Here is an 18,280-nt window from a genome sequence, read left to right on the forward strand (position 1 = left end):
GCCGGGGTCGTCCCCGACGGTCCAGAAGAATCTGGAAGAAGTGAAGCTCATTATAACGGAGCTCCCCGATTCAGGGGAACGACGCGCCGCATCGAAGTCCGGCGCAGACCCCCACGGCCTCGGCCACTACGCCGAAACCTGGCCGATGAAGCTTATGCGCGGCAGCGTTGCTGATCGCCACAGCCGCCAGCGTATGATGAATCCTTCTCTTTCACGACAGCAGCCAGGAGCCCTTTTCATGACCACGCAAGAGCCGCCCTTCCCCGATACTTCCGACTGGCACGAGCAGTCGCTGCTCCTGCACGGGGACGAAGGCTGTGGGCAGGAATCTTCGGTGGTGCCACCCATCTACTACAGCGCCACCTTCAAGGCCCGCAACGCGCAGGAGTTCGCGGCGATGGCGACCACCAGCCGCCCTGCCGCGTTCTATACGCGCCACGGCAACCCCGTCAACAAGCACGTCGAAGCCATCCTGGCCAAGCTCGAAGGTACGGAATCGGCGCTGCTGACGGGCTCCGGCATGGGAGCCATCAGCACCACCATCCTCGCGCTGCTCAAAGCCGGCGACCACGTGGCCGTCCAGCAGCGGCATTACATGAGCACATCCAAGCTGTTCTCCGAGGTGCTCACGAACTACGGAGTGCGGGTCAGCTTCTTTGACCAGACGGATCTGGGCAGCCTGGAAGCCGCGCTGCGCCCTGACACGCGGCTCATCATGGTGGAAACGCCCGTCAATCCCAGCCTGTCGATCACGGACCTCGGCGCCGTGGGCAAGATCGCACGCAGCCGGGGCATCCTGACGGTGGCGGACAACACGTTTGCTTCTCCGCTGAACCAGCGCCCGCACGACTACGGCATCGATATCGTGGTGCACAGCGCCACCAAGTACTTGGGTGGCCACTCCGACATCGTCGCCGGCGCCATCTGCTGCAGCAACGAACTGGCCGAGCGCATCTGGAAGATGCACGTGACGCTGGGCGCCGTGCTCTCTCCCATGGATGCCTGGCTGCTGCTGCGCGGCCTGCGCACGCTATCGCTGCGCATGGAACGCATCAACGCCAATGCACTTGAGCTGGCCCGCTGGCTGGAAGGCCGCCCCGAAGTCTCGCAGGTCCTGTACCCGGGACTGGAGAGCCATCCTCAGCATGCGCTGGCCGCACGCCAGATGCGCGGTTTCGGCGCCATCGTGGCGTATTCGCTGCGAGGTGACTACGCCGCCACCCAGCGCTTTGTGTCGGGGCTGCGTCTGGCCACGCAGGCCGTGAGCCTGGGAGGCGTGGAGACGCTGGCCGTGCACACGGCATCAATGTGGGCCAGTTCCATGACCGAGGCCGACATGCAAGCCGCCGGCATCGAGCCGAACTTCGTGCGCATGTCAGTGGGAGTGGAGCATATCGACGACCTGAAGGCCGACCTGGCGCAGGCGCTGGAAAAGGCCGCGCGCCCGTAAGTGTGGCGTCTCCTGCGGGAATCGAACCCACAATCTTCCCTTAGGAGGGGAAAGTTATATCCATTTAACTAAGGAGACCCGGGGGATCCTCTTCGGCTTCGGGATCCCCGGCGCAATTATAAAGGACGCCGCCACGACGCCTGGCGGGAATGAGCGCCCCGGACGCCGGATCACCGCAACCGCCGCAATCCTGGCCAGAAGCCACAGCACGCCCGCCCGCCGAAACGGCGCCCGCGCTCAGGCTCGCGGGTGATGCTGGGCATGGAGGATCTTGAGCCGCTCGCGAGCGACGTGAGTGTAGATCTGCGTGGTGGATATGTCCGCGTGCCCCAGCAGCATCTGCACCACGCGCAAATCGGCGCCGTGGTTGAGCAGGTGCGTGGCAAACGCGTGGCGCAGCACGTGCGGCGACAGCGGAACGCGGATGTCCGCTAGATCGGCATACTTGCGGATCAGCAGCCAGAAGGCCTGACGCGTCATCGCGGCCGCCCGGGCGGTCACAAACAAGGCGTCACACGCGCGCGGTCCGAGGATGCCAGGGCGGCTCTCGGCCAGATAGCGCGTGATCCAGTGCAAGGCTTCTTCGCCGAGCGGGACCAGGCGGTCCTTTGCGCCCTTGCCCATCACCACTCGCACCACGCCATCATTCAGGCTGGTGTCCGAAACCGCAAGGTGGACCAGTTCGCTCACCCGCAGGCCCGTGGCATACAGGGTTTCCAGCATGGCCCTATCACGCAGTCCCAAGGTCGTGGCAATGTCCGGCGCCGAGAGCAGCGCATCGACCTGGGCCTCGGACAGCGTCCTGGGAAAGCGGGCGGGCTGGCGGGCGCTGTGCACGCCCAGGCAGGGATCCTCCGCACACAGTCCGTGCCGCATGGCCCACAGGTAATAGCGCCGTAACGCGGCCAGCCGCCGGTTTGCCGTGCTGGCCTTGGTCCGAAGGTGCTGCGCGGCCAGCCAGTCCTGGACGTCGGCGCGTTGCGCCGACTCCAGCCCCCGCCCGCATTCCTTGCGCAGCCAACGCCCGAACGCGGTCAGGTCGCGCCGATAGGCGGCCAGCGTATTCGCGGCCAGCCCATCTTCCAGCCATAGGGCATCCAGAAAGGCATCCACCGTTGGAAGATCGGAAACCGGGGGCGTCATGGCGAAAGGCCAAAGTAAGATTTTTGCCGGTACATGTCCGCGTCGGCACACTGCATCAGTTCGTCCGCAGTGAGGCCGTCCGCCGGCCAGACGGCATGGCCGATCGCCACGCCCAGACTCACGGTTCGCCCCTGCGGCATATTGTGCAGGGTCTGCAAAGGCGCCTCGACCGCGGCCGCCAGCTTCGCCGACAACGCGGCAACGGCCGCAGACGTTTCCGCGCCCGAGACGACCACGACGAATTCATCACCGCCCAACCTGGCCACAAGATCAGTCGGGCGCAGGCACGCCTGCAGCCGACGGACGACCTCGACCAAGGCCCGATCTCCATTATCGTGTCCATAACGATCATTGAGCGGCTTGAAGTCATTCAGGTCCAGGAAAAACAGGGTGAACGGGACGCCGCCTGGCGCGCGCGTCGCCGCCATCAGCAGGCTCTCGAGAGCCGTCCGATTCGCCGCCCCGGTCAGCCGGTCCGTGAACAGCTCCGCCCGCATCGCCTTGAAGTTGCGCGCCAGGTCACCGACCTCATCCCGGCGGCGGATGTCGATCTCCACATCCGGCGCCCCCTGCCGCATGCGCGTGACGGCATGCGACAGTGAAATGATGTCCTGCGCGATCCGCCCGAACAGCCGCATGCCGAAAAGGATCGTCAGACCCACGGCCAACAGCCCCACCCCGAGCGCGATCCAGAGTTGCCGGTCGATACCCAGAAAGATCTCGTTGCGCGGCATGGCGACGATGGCAGTCCAGTCCAGCCCTGCATCGTCGATGATGCGGCGGGCTGCGACCGCTATGACCTGGCCGCCCGGGGCCTCGGTCGTCGTCCAGTAAGATTGTTCACGGTCCGCTGTCCCGGCTGGCCCGTCCGCCTGCGTGGCATCCAGAAAGGGAACAATGCCGATGTAGGCTGCGCGGATGACGGGATCATCGGTATCCAGCGCGCTGACCCGGGTGGTCTGCCCGTCCACGTTCCGCCCGACGCGACGGACCCGCGTGGCCGCCAGCAGGTTGCCGTCGCGCTCCACCACGAACGCACGGCCGCGCCCGCCAATATTCAGCGTATCGATGAACTGATTGATATCCTTCAGGGGAACATCGGTGGCCACCACACCCTCGAACTGGCCGGTATCCGACAGCACCCGCCGCGCCCGCGTCACCACCAGGTCCCGCGTGGTGAAGTCGATATAGACCGCCGTCCAGAAATGCCCGGTCGTGTGTTCGCCCAGCGTGTACCAGATGCGGGTGCGCGGATCGAACAGAGTGGATTCATGCCGGACGTAATGCGGGGCGCCCATCACCTCATCATAGCGGTAGTACGCGCGATGCTCGCCGGGCCGCAGCTTCAGGCGGAGCTCGGCCTCATGGCTGCTGCGGCGTTTGAGGGCAAAGCTCTGACCGGCACGATTACCGTAATACACGTAGTCGTTCGGATCGGTGTAGATGGACGTCGCGATCCAGAACCGCTGACGCAACGCAGTCAACTCATCGGCGATGTCGCCGGGTGCGGACATGCCTTCCGGAAACGCGGCGTCAAGCACGGCGGCCGACCCATGTACATGGAAATGGACCGCCTGCGCAATGCGGGCTGCGACTTCACGGATGTACTGGTCGGAAAACGCGCGAATCGTGCGGCTGGCCGACCAATAATAGGTGGCCCCCAACACGATGGACACCAGTGCCACCAGCAGCACATAAGGAACCACCAGATTGACCCGCAGCGAGCGGAGCTTGGCGACGGACATGGCGGGCGCGATTCCTGAGATGTCAGTGTTCGCGGTCCAGTGCCACCTCGACCGGCGTGGCCCCCAGCGCCCCTGTGAGCACGTCGGCCGAAACACTGATCAGATACCCGCGCCGCCCGCCGTTCAGGTAGATCGTGTCATAGTCCAGCAGGGTGGACTCCACCCAGATCGGCATGCGCTTGCGGGTGCCAAAGGGGGATGTACCGCCCACCTGATAGCCCGAATTGCGCTGGGCGGTGTCCGGTGTGCAGGGGCTGATTTTCTTGGCGCCCGTCTGGCGGGCCAGATTCTTCGTGGAAACCTCGCAATCACCATGCATCAGCACCACGAGCGGCTGGCCGTGCTCGTCTTCCATGATGAGCGTCTTGGCCACCTGGTGCAGTGGCACGCCCAACTGGTGCGCCGCTTCCCTGGCCCCGCCGTGCTCCACGTATTCGTAAGGAAACTCGCCAAACGGAATCTTCTGTTGGCGCAGCCAATGAGTGGCAGGAGTCTCGGAGGTGTGCTTGACGGTCTTGGCCATGTCGCTCAATGAAACAACAGAATACGCGGACGGTATATCCTACTGCAGCCCGGAGGGCAAAGCTTGCATCATCCCAGGCTCAAGACCCCGCTGTCAGATCCACGACAGCTCCCACGTCGCGTGCCGTTCCGTGGACCGCCTCCAAGAGCCGCCGGGCTCCCGCGCTGTCTTCCTGAGCCGCGAGCAAATTGCCCGAAACCCTCAGATACTCCGGGCGGACTTCATGCAGGTAGAGCAGCGCATCAGGCTGCTCGGCAAAGCGGCGTAACCCCAGACGTACACCATATTCACGCACCTTCGCCACGAACGCCACCACCTGTTCACGATTGGCGACCAGCCCATACGAGTCCAGCTCGAACACGAGCCGGCAGGACTGCTCGGGCGCGGCGCCCAGGATCGCCGTCACATTGACCAGAAATTCTCCCTGGAGGATGGAAGCGAGTGACACGCGCAGCACCAGTTCTCCAGGTTGCGCGCGCAGCCACGCCAGCGCCAGCTCGATCCCGCGCACATCGCAGGCGGCCGACAGCCCCAGCCTCACGGCCGGCGGCATGAACAAGTACCCGGACAGCGGTTCCGACGCGCCCGGTTCGCGGACCATCAGCATGCCGATTCGCCGACTGCCACCGTCGGCAAACCGGTCCGGCTGGGTGTCGAGTTCGAACCACCCCTCGGCCAGCGCATCGTGCAGCAGCCCTCGCCAGACCTGTTCGCCGCTTCCCCGGCCGCCCGACACGCACAATAGATCCGAACCTGGCAGATACTCCACGTTTTCGTGCCCGGCGCTTTCCGCACGCATCAGCGCCTCATCCAGCCGAGAAAGGACATGACTGAGGTCCTCGCCCGGCTCGTAGTCGGTCAGTGCCAGTCGCCAGCGGCACAAGCCCGCATGGCCCAACTGAATGCGCTGCGCATGCAGCATCTCGCCCACCGACTGAGCGATACGAACGGCGACGGGCCCGGGCACCATAGGCATCACAAAGGCAAAGTCCGAACCGTTCAGGCGCCCCAGCCAGGCCTCGTGCCCCAGGCGTTCCACCAATATCTGGCGCACGAGCTGACCCATGTTGGTCAGCCACTGATCCACCACCCGGCGGCTGACCGACTGGTTGATGGCCTGAAGGTCGCATTGCCGGAACAACATCACGTGACCGCCCTGAGTCTTCGCGGGGTCGGATTGTTCCAGCAATCGCCGGAATTCGTTCATGAAATACTTTCGGTTGGCCAGCCCCGTGGTCTGGTCGCGGTTCAATTCGAGCCTCAGGGATTCGAGCCGCGCCTCGCGCTCGAAGGCAGTGGCGCGGACTTGTTTGTGCGTGTGCGCAATGATCTGCGAAACCTCGCGCAGCTCGACGATCGCAGGGTGCCGGACGGGCGGGAGTTCCGCCCCGGCATCGGTGCGCGCCATGGCCTGAACCCGCCCCATGACGTCATCCTGGATCGCCCGCCGCAGCCAGCGCATCAGCGCCAGCACGAACAGAGCCCACAGGAGCCCGGCCGCCACCGTCAGCGAAACGATGCGCACTGAGCCGGACCAGAGCGCGTCCCGCGCATACGCGTCGTTGGCCTGCAGCCGCACGACGCCGAGCTGGCTCCAGCCACCGGAGACCTGGCGCTGCGCCTCGTGCCGGCCCAGCGGCAGAAGATGGCTGAACCACGCAGGAGCGGCACCAGAGCCGCCGGCGTCATTGTTCAACTGGCGGCGCACTAGAATCCGTCCCGTGGGATCCAGAAACTCCATCACGCGGAACTCTCCGCTATCGAACAGCACCGAAATCAGGAGCTCGCGCACCGAGGGCTCCTGGTTCGACGGTTGCGACAGCGTCAACGCCAACGACGTCGCCGTCGAGTCGGCCTGAGCCTGAAGCTGGGTATCCAGATACTGGCGGGCCGAGTCGATGCTGAAAATCATCACACCCGACAGGATCACCACGATCGCCAGGGTCATACTGATCAGGAGCTGTTTAAGCAATGACATAGTCGTCCACCTTGTTCACGGCTGAAAGCCCTCCGCCTGCATCTTGGACAGCAGATCGCGCCAGCGGCCGATCCGGTCCACCGAGGACTGCTTGCCCCCCGGAATGTAGATCCCTTCGGCATTGAAACTGAAAACCGGTGTCAGGTCCGGGCGCAGATGCGCCGGTTGAATGCGATCCACCAAGCTGTCCAGCACCAGCGGTTCGGCCATCGGCTGGGGGTAATAGCCCAGGACCATGTGTGCGATGTTCTGGCCGCCCACCCGGGCGCGCACATACACCAACCGCAGTTTCTCGGGCGCCACCCCGAGATACAGCAGCGAAAAATACTTGCCGATCACATAGTCTTCGCAGTCGCCCGCGCCCTTCGCCAGGGACTCCAGTGGCGTGGCCCAATAATCGACCCGGCCCCAAACCGTGATGTCTTCGCTTTCCATCAGAGCCTGATCCCAGAACTGATTGACCATGCGAAGTTTTTCCTGCTCGGACCCACCCGCCGCCTGGCGCAGCATGTCCTGCCAGGCCTGCACGGCCCGCCCCGCACCCGCCCCGTAGTGTCTGCTGGCGTACGCCACCAGATGTGCCGGATCGAAAGTGATCGCCGGCGCCGGCTCCAAGGCCAGCCCCAGACATAACATGAGCGCCGACGCCCCCCGCAACAGGGCGCGGAGCCCGGCAGCAGAAAGATGGCGATAGGGCATGCACGAATTTTGATACAGAATGATGTGTAACAAATGACTGCAGCGTGCCAACCGAGGGGAAATGCTACTGGTTACTTCACCAGCCGGCTATTGGTGAAGATAAAAATCCGTCCGCACCCATTGAAGCCGGATGCAGACGGAAAGAAAGAACGGCGAGCCGCTAGCTGTGGTCCACCTTCAGCTTGCCGTCCTGGATCATCTGCTGGATCATGTGGGCCTGATCCAGGCCCGCGTAAGCCGTCGTCAGATCCGCATTGTCGATGACGATCTGCTGCGTCACATGATCTGCGGCGGAGCCGTCCGCGTTGACCCTCACATCGACGGTGGTCTTGTCGCCATCACCGCTGATGCTCAGGTACTGGGTAAGGTCGCCCGGACCGGAATGATGCTGCAGCAGGTCACTGAGATCGAGCATGTCCTTCCCGTTGGAGTCGGCGTGGCCCGGCGCCGCGACGCCAAAGTCGGTGACATGATCGACGGTGGCTGGATTGCCCGCGCTCGCCTGGTCGCCCAGCTTCCACGCGAAGACGTCGTCGCCCGCGCCGCCCGTCAGGGTGTCGCTGCCAGCGCCGCCATACAGATGGTCATTACCGGCACCGCCATACAGATGGTCATTGCCCAGTCCACCGAACAGTGAATCGTTGCCATCCGCGCCATGCAAGGTATTGGCCTGGCCGGACGAGTTGTCGATGGACACGTCAAAGTTGGAAGCAGCGTGGTCGCCGTTGCCGTCCGTGACCGTGGCGCCGAGGTGCAGGGTCAGATCGTCCTGGGTGACTGTGTGCGTCTCGTTGGTGGGATCCGTATGCCAGGTGGCCTTGATGGAGTTCTGGTCCACCGAGAACTGGCTGTCGTTGTCACCGGCTCCGATGACGATGTGATCGATGTACTTGCCGGTTGGCGCATCGATCTGCACGGCATGCGTTCCCGTGTCGGTATTGCTGGATACGTTCTTGTAATAGACCTGCGGGTCCGCAGTAACGTCGAGCGTAGCGCTCGTTCCATCGGTATAGAAAACGACGATGTGAGCGGCGTCCTCATCGCCACGATTGTAGCTATGTTTTTCATCCGGCTGACGGTCGCCGAACTGATTCAGCGTGAACACCACTTCGGTGATGTGCTGGCCCGTGGTGCTGCTGAAGTCGAGGACAAGTTTCTCACCATATAAGCCATCCGTACCGTTACCCGTCACCGAATTGTTTTGAATGAACGGACTGTCATACATATCCTTCTTGCTGCCGCCACCCTGCCCCGATGTCCAGTCGGGGTTGTCGACACTGATTCCTGTCCCCCCGCTGATCACGACATTCGCGGCCGAATCGCCCCCCTCCTTCACGCCGTCGACTCCGCCTTTGTCCAGGAAGGCCGACAAGGCCAGGGTGATTCCGTTCTGGCTGAGCGTGGTCGAACCGTTGCCGGTGAAGCTGAAGCTCGAGGAACCGTTCATCCCAGGCACCAGCGTGTCATACGACACCACCGGATCCAGGGCTCCGACCATGTGCACCGAGTAGGTGCCATCCGCCGCCGAGCCCGTCACCGTGAAGACGTCGTGCCACGTCCCTCCGCTCTGGTATCCCGCCGACAGCGTCCCGTCCGGGTTCTGCTGGAAGGTCAGATCGTGGCCGCTGGAGGTCAGGGTGACGTCCTTCGCTGCGCCATCCACCATCACGCTGGCGGTGACTGCCTTGCCGTCCAGGCTTGTCTGGCCGGCTCCCGTGATGGCGATGGAAGCGCCCGCCAGATCTTTGCCAACGTCGATACCGGTCAGCCCCTGCGTGGTCAGCCCGACTTCATTGGCCAACACGGTGTTGTCCGCCGGATCGACGATGGTCGGCCTGTCCGCCACGGCATTCAGCGTCAGGGTGGACGACTGCGTGTCATTGTCGCCATCGTGCAGCGTGTAGTGGACGACTGTCGAGCCCGGCTTGGAGGCCACAAAGGAATACTGGCCGATTCCGGTTCCCTGCAGGTCGATGACGAGCGTGCCGCCATCGGTCCGGATCGTGAGCTTGTCGCTATCGGTATCAAACGACCACACATCGCTGGGCGCATCGGTGGAAACCGTGCCGTCCAATGCGTAGCTGTATGTGTGTCCACCGACCGTCACCGACTCGATATGGGACCCGGTCACGTCCGCACCGATCAACGTTCCGCCCTCGGTCACATCCCCCGTCACGGGCGCCTGGACCAGGCTCAGGACCGTGCTGTTGAGCTGGCTGTAGTCGGTCACCCGGATCGTGTTCTCGCCGGACGTGTGGGACGACAGACTCAAGTCATATCCGATCGGCTGCAACGCGTCGACGCTGGACGCGCTTCCCAGCCCGATCGCGTAGGAATCGATGTGGTGGGTGCCGAGGAAACTCTCCCAGGCCTGCTGCTCGGTGTTGTTGATGCCCGACGAATCGCTCGGTCGGTTCGGCTCACCATCGGAGAAGAAGTACGACACGTTCTGGACGTCCGTCCCCGTAAGTTTGCCGGAATCCCCCCAATGGTCATAAACCCGCTGCAACGCGGCGTCGTAGTTCGTGTTGCCATTGGCGCTGAGCCCGTTCACCAAAGTGCGCGCCGTAGCCAGGTCGACCCAGGTGTTGTCTCCCAGGACGCTTGCGCTGGAGGAAAAACCGACGACCATGACCCGAACATCCTGAGCCTGGCTGCCGTAGGCGTCGAAGAGATGGCCCAGCGCCTCTTTCAGCGCGTCAATACGAGTCTTGCCCGAAATGCTGCTCGATTCCGCCATGCTGCCGGAGGTGTCCAGCATCAGCACGATGTTGGTGCCCCCCGACCCCACTGTGACGTCCTGCGTAATCGGTTTCAAGTCCGGCTGGGTATCCGTGACCAGCACGTCCAGATTCCCGCTGGCCGTACCCCCCGTGTCGGTCGCCGTGATCGTCAGATGGTCCAGGACGGAATTGTCGCCACCATTGTGGTCGCGCGCCTGGGTGGACTGATAGGTGTAGGTCACCACGCCGGTGTCCGGATGGTACCCTGTCAGGGTCATCACGCTGCCGTCGCTCAGATTGATGGTCTGAGGCGTACCGCCGTGCAGGGCCGCCAGGCCGGCCGCGTCGATGGTCGTGGTGGGTCCGCCATCCTCGGAAAGCGTCAGGCTGAGCCCCGTGCCATGGGATTCCACGACGAACGAACCATCAACCGCCGCGCCGTGCTCCTGGACCGACAGTTCACCGCCAGCGATGCCATTGACGTCGGGAACGATGACTTGTGGCGGGTTGTCGATGCCGTTCACCGTCACCGTCAGATTGGCGGACGACTCATCGCCATCCCCGTCGGTGATCGTGTACTGGAATACCTCTGTCGGATGGTCACTCGAGCCCAGTGCCTGCAATGCCGCATAACGGCCGTCGCCTTGCGCCGCGAGCGTGTAGACGTAGGACCCGTCGGCGTGGATGGTCAGATCGCCGTAGGCTCCCCGCACGACCACGCCGGCCGCCGTGACAGAAGCCGCCGTTTCCGGCACACCATTCACCTGGGCATTCGTGACTGTTGCCCCGTCGGCGCCCTGTACGTCAGCACCCGCATGATCGCCGCCGGTGCCCGTGAGGACATTGCCGTCGACATGCATGACGCCCGCGTTGCCGTTCTCGTTGATGGCCGCCGTATCGGCCACGGCCTGCGGCACGTCGTCGATGACGTCGATCGCAACCGTGCCTGTGACCGTATTGCCGTGGGCGTCGGTCGCGGTGTACGTGAAAGCCTCATGCCCGTCGACCACGGCGCCGTCATTCAAGCCCGCGGGGTCCGTAAATGGAGCCGTGAGGGTATAGGTCCAGTTGCCGGCCGCATCCAGGGCAAAGGTGCCGTGGGATGTCGTACCGCTGGAGGAAAGGACATACGTCACGCCCTCGCCCTGGACGTCAAGCGCGCCCTTCGCCTGGATGGGACTGGCGTCGCTCCCCTGCTCGGAGCCATTGCCCAGCCCCGCCTCGTACACCTGACCGGTACTGTGGCTCGTATCCGCCGTCAGCGTCACGTCGGCCACATTGATCTTCAGAGTCGTGGTGGACAAGTCGCCATCACTGTCCCGGATGGTGTAGACGAACTCGTCAACCGCATTCGCTGTCACGGCATTGGCGGTCGAATGATAGCTGTAGGACCCATCCGCATTGAGGATCAGTGTGCCATATTGGCCGTCGATACCGGCACCGCCCAGGTTTCCGGAGACCGAGTGCGTGGTGTCGCTGCCTGTCGCGACCCCGACCACGCCACCACCAGTGGCCGGCCCATCAGCACCCAATGCGTCGTTGCGCAGGACACCATGTTCGGCGTCTACAGTCAGCGTGGCACCCTCATGCACATCGCCCGTGTCGGCCACGGCCGTGGGGCCCGCGTCATCGATCGTGACGGTCAACGTACCGGGCGCGCTGCCGCCGTTGCCGTCGGACGCGAGGAGGGGCACATCGAAGGACACGGCCGCATCCGTACCCGAGCCCTGGATCCCGTGATCGACCGGCCCGAGCAGCGTAACCGTGTAGGTGCCGGCGGACGCGTCCAAGGCGATCGTGAGGACGTCGGCCCCCCCCGCCACTGCGCCATGGAGGACACCATCGGTCAGTGTCCAGACAATGGGATGACCGCCCGAGGTCAGACCGGGATCCGTGGCCAGCGGTGCCAGCGACACCGTCGTCGCGTCGCCGTCCGGATCGCTCGCGGTGAAGTGGCCGACGAAGCTGGCATCATGAGCCGCCAGATCGGATTCCCTGACCTCGGCGACAGCATCCGTCAACGTCAGAACCGGGGCGCTGTTCGGCAACCCTATCTGGATATGTCCCGTCGAGCCATCGCCGTCGGCATCAGTAACGGTATAGCTGACATCCAGCGCGCCATGGCCCGGCTGCGCGCCATTGGCATCGATCGAACGGAACTGTGCAAAGTTCCATTGCCCGTCTCCGCTCATCGTGAAAGAGAACACCAGTTGGTGAGCTGCGTCGTTCGTATAGGCGGCTACCGTCAGACCGTCGGAAGACTTCTCCAGTGTCAGGGGGGTGCCGGCGGAGGTCACATCCGTCAGATTGACGTCCAGACCTAGGGTACCCTTGCCATCCGCCCCGTATTCGACGGAAGCCGTGCCCTCGGCCGTGGCCAGAATCGGATTCGGGCTCACCGTATCGGAGTGGAACGTGATCCCGCTCACCGCGTAATCACTGTTGTCCTGGTCGTTGAAGACGCCAGGGCTGTTGTCGCGTGCGGTAAAGCGGACCTCGTCGAAGATGATCCCATTCCCGGCACTGAAGGTACCGGTAAAGTGGCCATCGGTCTGATTGGCCGCGAAGTCCTGCGCGGTTCCTACCTGATGGCCCTGGTAGTAGAACGCGATGGATCCCTGTTCAGCGCCTTGAGCTTCGCCGCCGAAGAAGCCGGACAGATTGACGGTCACGCTGGTGGCGACCTGGTGCTGCTTGAGCGCAATGCTCAGGCTCTCCGTCCCGCCCGAGCCCTCCGGATAGTCGCGATAGTCGATCTCGCCTGGAAGGGTGTAGGAAGGGTCTCCCTTCTTGCTTTCGACCCCGAGCCCACCGCTGGAAAGATGGACGAAAGCGTCGTGGCCATCCGTCCATGGCTTGTGGCCGTTCTGATTGTCGAAGCCAAGCGCCGTCACCATGATCATGGTGCCGCCGTCCAGCTTGAAGTTCATGGTCCCAGCCGATTTGTCGCCCGAGAAGTCGAAGTGCGCATCGAGACCATCCGTCATCTGCGGCGCGGTCAGCGTCGCGGTCACTGCCTCGTTTCCGACATGGGGGCTGTCGTCCTCCACGCGCACCGTGACCGAGGATTCCGTAATGCCGCCCTGTCCGTCATTCAGTTGGAGCGGAATGTTCAGATTGAGGACGTCCTCCGCAGCACCGGATGTGATGGGGTGATCGATCGCACCCTTCAGGGTGACGGTATAGGTGTACTCACCGTTCGGTTGACCGTCGGTCTCGCCCTGCACCAGATCCACCTGCAGGATCACACGATAATCGGCTCCGTCCAAAGTGCCGGTATAGCCGACCAACTGGTGCCCATCGTCGCTGTGCGCCCAATGGATGGGCTGCCCGTGAGAGGTCAGGCCCTCCGGCGTCGTGGCGCCCAGGGTCGGGTTGTCCACACTGATGGCCGTGACGCCGTTGCCCAGCGTGACCTTTACGCTGGACAGATCGGTGTCCACATCAGTCACCCGGAACCTACCCGTCGCAACCGTGGCGTCGGTCAGATCGCCACTGGGACTGTCGTTTCCGGAACCCGGGATGCCATTGTCGTAATTGCCGGCTGCGATGGTGAGGCCCTCTTCCGAGACGATCGCATGGGCGTCGGCCCCGTTGTTCCCGAAGGTGATCACCGGGGCATCGTTGGTTCCCGCGATGTGAATGGTCAGGGTCGCCTGCGACGTGTCGCCGTCATTGTCCGTGAGGGTGTACTTCAGCTCAAAATCCAGGGTCTGGCCCTCGGCCAAGGCCTGCGTGGCGGCGCTGTCATTGTTCAGCGCAAACATCCACAACCCGTCGGCGCCCAGCACGAGCGAGCCATACTGCGACAGCTCGCCTTGCACCGCCGCGTTGTCCGCCGTGTTCCACGCGAATCCGTGCACGGCGTCCTTGGGCCCGTCGGCGCCCCATGCGTCGCCATTGGTCAATACGTTGCCAATCAGGAACGAGTGGCCCGCTACATCTTCCGTCACCGTACCGCTTTCGGACACGGCCTTCGGGCTATCGTCCTCGACGCTCACGGTCAAACTGCCTGTCGTCGTGGTGTGGCCGTCGGACACCAGTATGGGGATTCCGAGGCTCAAGGCGTCTTCCACCCCGGCAGCCGGATGATCCACAGGCGCGAGCAGCTTCACGCCATAGGAGTAGTTGCCGTCGCCATCGTTGTGCAGCGTGACCTTGATGACGTCGGCGGTCGCCACGAAGTGGCGGCCGAGCATGAACCCGATCTGGCCAGTCAAGCTCTGTCCGCCATCGGTGACCGCCCAGTGGATCTCGCGTCCGTCCGAGGTCAGCGGCGCGGCCAATGCCGGCAAGCCGAGCGTCACCGTCAGTGCATCATTTGCGTCCGCGTCGTGCACGGAGAAAGTGCCGCCCTTGGTCGCGCTGTTGGTCGTGTCCGAAGTTCCGTCGTCATCCGGGATTCCCGGGCCGTGAGGATTGGTCAACAGCGCGCCGCGGACGCTATAGGCGCCCAGACCCTCTTCGGAGACGGCCGCGTTGGCGTCGGCACCGTTGTTCCCGAAGGTGATCACCGGCGCGTCGTTCGTGCCCACCAGCGTGATGGTCACGTCCTGGGTGGCGGTCCCGCCATGGCCGTCATCCACCGTCACCGTGTAGACCTGCGTGAGCGTCTGGCCTTCGCCCAGCGAATCCAGCGCGCCATCGTTGACCTTGAAGTCCCACCCCACGCTCTTGCCCGATTGATCCACCGCGCCCAGTGTCAGTGTCCCCAGATAGTCCGCGCCCTGCGGCGTCACCGTCGCCGCGTGCGTGTCGAGCACGTCCACGTCCGCAAAGCTCACCGCGCCCGCGACCGTGTGGTCCACCGTGTTCTCGCCCGGCGCATTGTCGGCCAGCTCCGTCACCGTCGCGGCCTGCACGCCCGAGGTGATCGTGGGCGCATCATTGGTGCCCACGATCGTGATCGTCACCGTCTGCGTGGCCGTCCCGCCGTGCCCGTCGCTCACCGTCACGTCATATTTTTGCGTCAGCGTCTGGCCCGCCTGCAGGGAGTCCAGCGCGCCGTCGTTGACCTTGAAGTCCCACCCGACGCTCTTGCCCGATTGGTCCACCGCGCCCAGCGTGAGTGTTCCCAGATAGTCCGCGCCCTGCGGCGTCACCGTCGCCGTGTGCGTATCGAGCACATCCACGTCGCTGAAGCTCACCAAGCCGTCGGCCACATGGTTGTCCACGTTCTCGCCCGCCGCGTTGTCCGCAATCTCGGTCACCGTCGCGCCTTGCGTGCCCGACGTAATCACCGGCGCATCGTTGGTGCCGACGATGTGAATCGTCAAGGTCGCCCGGGACGTGTCGCCGTCGTTGTCCGTGAGGGTGTACGTCAGCGCAAAATCACGGGTCTGGCCCTCGGCCAGCGCCTGGGTGGCCGCGCTGTGATTGTTCAGCGCAAACGTCCAGGTCCCACCGGTGCCCAGCGCGAGGAAGCCATACTGCGACAGCTCGCCTTGCGCGGCCGCGTTGTCGGCCGTGTTCCACGCGAATCCGTGCATGGCGTCCTTGGGCCCGTCGGCGCCCCATGCGTCGCCATTGGTCAATACGTTGCCAATCAGGAACGAGTGCCCAGCGGTGTCCTCCTTGACTGAACCGCCGTCCTCGGAGGTCGCAACCGGACTGTCGTCCTGGATGTTGATCGTCAGACTGCCTGTGCTGGTCGTATGACCGTCCGACACCAGGATCGGGACGCCAAGATTCAGCGCATCTTCAATCGTCGCATCGGAGTGATCCACAGGCGCCAGCAGCTTCACGCCATAGGAGTAGTTGCCGTCGCCATCGTTATGCAGGCTCACTCGAATGACATCGACCGCAAGCGGGCCACTGCCCACATGTCCGGTGAGCGTCTGCCCGTCCCCGGACACCGTCCACGTCACCGTATGACCGTCCGAAGTCAGCGGCACTCCGGAGGTGGGCACGCCCAGCCGGACGGCGAGCGTGTCACCCGCGTCGGCATCCTGAACCGAGAACGTGCCGCTGTCCTTTACGCTGTTGGTTGTATCGGGCGTACCCGTGCCATCGGGAATGCCGGGACCGTGAGGATTGAGCACCAGGCCGTCCCACACTCCAGACCGGCCCAGGCCCTCTTCGGAGACAGCCGCGCTGGCGTCGGCGCCGTTGTTCCCGAAGGTGATCACCGGCGCGTCGTTCGTGCCCACCAGCGTAATGGTCACGTCCTGGGTGGCGGTCCCGCCGTGGCCGTCGTCCACCGTCACCGTGTAGACCTGCGTGAGCGTCTGGCCTTCGCCCAGCGAATCCAGCACGCCATCGTTGACCTTGAAGTCCCACGCGACGCTCTTGCTGGGTTGATCCACTGCGCCCAGCGTGAATGTCCCCAGGTAGTCCGCGCCCTGCGGCGTCACCGTCGCCGTGTGCGTATCGAGCACATCCACGTCGCTGAAGCTCACCAGGCCGTCGGCCACATGGTTGTCCACGTTCTCGCCCGCCGCGTTGTCCGCAATCTCGGTCACCGTCGCGCCTTGCGTGCCCGACGTAATCACCGGCGCATCGTTGGTGCCATTGACGTTCACCGTCAGGGTCGCGATGGATCTGTCACCATCGGCATCCGACAAGGTGTAGCTGAACGCGTCCTGCACTGTCTGCCCGTCCGCCAACGCCTGGACGGCCTCGAAGCGGGGGTCGCCCGCGTCGCTGACCAGGGTGTAGGTATAGGAACCATCTGCGTGGATCGCGAGGTCCCCGTAGGCCCCGTGCACCGTCACACCGCCGGCGCCTGTAGGGACTACCGTGGTATTGATGTCCAACGGCCCCTTCACCCCCGTGACCGTGGACGCATCCGCGCCCAAGGTATCGGCTCCGGCAGACGGCTCGCCCGTCCCGGTGATGACATTGCCTTCCGCGACCAGGGTGGTGTCTTCGACCACGGTCGCCGTATCGGGATTCGCGTCGGGCGCGGTATCCGTGATGGCCGCGTCCAGATTTCCGGATGTGGAGGACCGGCCCAGCCCGTCGACGACGGTAATCTGGATGGAATCCATCACATAATCGTTCGTGCGCGGATCGCCGCCAAAGGCCGGATCCGAAGACGCGCCGCCGTGGTTCTGCGCCCCGTCGGACCAGTAGGTATAGCTGACGGTGCCCGTGGCCGGGTCATAGCCCGTCAAGTGCATCAGACCGCGCTGGGTATCGATCACCACAGGCTCGGCGCCGGCGGCGGCCAGCGCATTCAACTGCGCGGCGGTCACGGACAGGGATTCGATGGAGCCGCCTTCGTTCACGAAAGTGAACTGCAGATGATCCAGCCCAGCCGCCGCCGTGAAGGCAAAAGCGCCGGACGCGCCCGGATGCCCGCCTGCGAAGGTGTTGTCCTCGGACAGATTGATGATGCCAGGCAGCACCGCAGGCTGTTCCTGGCCTTCGCCGGGATGATTGTTTTCATCCGGAATGGTCAGCGTGGGACTGGCCGGCACAGGGGCGTCCGCAGCGGCCGCCCCGCCGCCGGCCCCGCTCAGATCCACGAACTCCGGCGTTTCAGCTCCCGGACGCGGATAGGACAATGCCAGCGGGCTCACGGTTTCGACAATGCTGGCCAGGCGGGTGAAACTGGCACCGCCGCTGCCGCCGCCGGTCAACACGGCCGCCGTGGGATCCAGGACGGAGAACGGGTCCTGGCCGTTTTCCAGGGCTGCCAGGACCTGGCCCGCCAGGGTGTCAGCCGGGGGCGTCACCGCGTGGTCAGCCGGCTGGGGTTGGGCCGATGCCAGGTCTTCGCTCACCAGCATGTCGGTGTTCTGGCCGACGATGACCGGCGGCACGCCGGTCGCTTGCAGCGTAACCGAGGCGCCTTCATCCGTCAGGATATGGGCGTCGACGGGAACCCGCATGCCGTCGTGCAGGGCGATCAAGGTGCCGTCGGATGCGCGCATCCAGGCTTTGCCAGTGACGTGTGTGATGAGGACGGTATCGGTAGCCATGTGGATTCCCCGGGGTTGATTCGTTAGTGCCGGCCATCGCGCATGCTGCGCCATGGCGGCCATCATGGGGACAAATGCTACCGACTCGCTCAGA

Annotated in this window: 7 protein-coding genes and 1 tRNA gene; 1 reads left to right on the forward strand and 7 read right to left on the reverse strand. The window is 64.2% G+C overall.

What is annotated here, in order from left to right; translation table 11 throughout:
• The first annotated feature begins 238 nt into the window (after positions 1–238).
• The gene (locus tag ACVCMJ_RS07860) at positions 239–1,450 is read left to right on the forward strand and encodes a trans-sulfuration enzyme family protein (RefSeq protein WP_447080873.1); all 1,212 of its coding nucleotides are present in this window, start codon (positions 239–241) and stop codon (positions 1,448–1,450) included.
• A gap of 3 nt (positions 1,451–1,453) precedes the next feature.
• Here the strand turns inward: ACVCMJ_RS07860 and ACVCMJ_RS07865 are convergent.
• From ACVCMJ_RS07865 to ACVCMJ_RS07895, 7 genes are all read right to left on the reverse strand, one after another.
• Positions 1,454–1,528 (reverse strand) — tRNA-Arg (locus tag ACVCMJ_RS07865).
• A 159-nt stretch (positions 1,529–1,687) separates the two neighbouring features.
• The gene (gene xerD / locus ACVCMJ_RS07870) at positions 1,688–2,593 is read right to left on the reverse strand and encodes a site-specific tyrosine recombinase XerD (protein ID WP_447080874.1); all 906 of its coding nucleotides are present in this window, start codon (positions 2,591–2,593) and stop codon (positions 1,688–1,690) included.
• Positions 2,590–4,338 (reverse strand): sensor domain-containing diguanylate cyclase, encoded by a 1,749-nt coding sequence (locus ACVCMJ_RS07875; RefSeq protein ID WP_447080875.1) that lies wholly within the window; start codon positions 4,336–4,338, stop codon positions 2,590–2,592. Before ACVCMJ_RS07875 ends, xerD begins: the two co-directional genes overlap by 4 nt.
• 22 nt (positions 4,339–4,360) lie before the next feature.
• Positions 4,361–4,861: an aminoacyl-tRNA deacylase gene (locus tag ACVCMJ_RS07880; RefSeq protein ID WP_447080876.1), complete on the reverse strand. Its 501-nt coding sequence runs from the start codon at positions 4,859–4,861 to the stop codon at positions 4,361–4,363.
• Between the two features lie 79 nt (positions 4,862–4,940).
• Positions 4,941–6,839 (reverse strand): LapD/MoxY N-terminal periplasmic domain-containing protein, encoded by a 1,899-nt coding sequence (locus ACVCMJ_RS07885; protein ID WP_447080877.1) that lies wholly within the window; start codon positions 6,837–6,839, stop codon positions 4,941–4,943.
• A gap of 15 nt (positions 6,840–6,854) precedes the next feature.
• Complete coding sequence (locus ACVCMJ_RS07890; protein WP_447080878.1) at positions 6,855–7,538, reverse strand: transglutaminase-like cysteine peptidase; 684 nt, start codon at positions 7,536–7,538, stop codon at positions 6,855–6,857.
• A 160-nt stretch (positions 7,539–7,698) separates the two neighbouring features.
• Positions 7,699–18,186: a retention module-containing protein gene (locus ACVCMJ_RS07895; RefSeq protein WP_447080879.1), complete on the reverse strand. Its 10,488-nt coding sequence runs from the start codon at positions 18,184–18,186 to the stop codon at positions 7,699–7,701.
• Positions 18,187–18,280: the final 94 nt, after the last annotated feature.

This window comes from Castellaniella sp. UC4447_H14 (genome assembly GCF_052978285.1).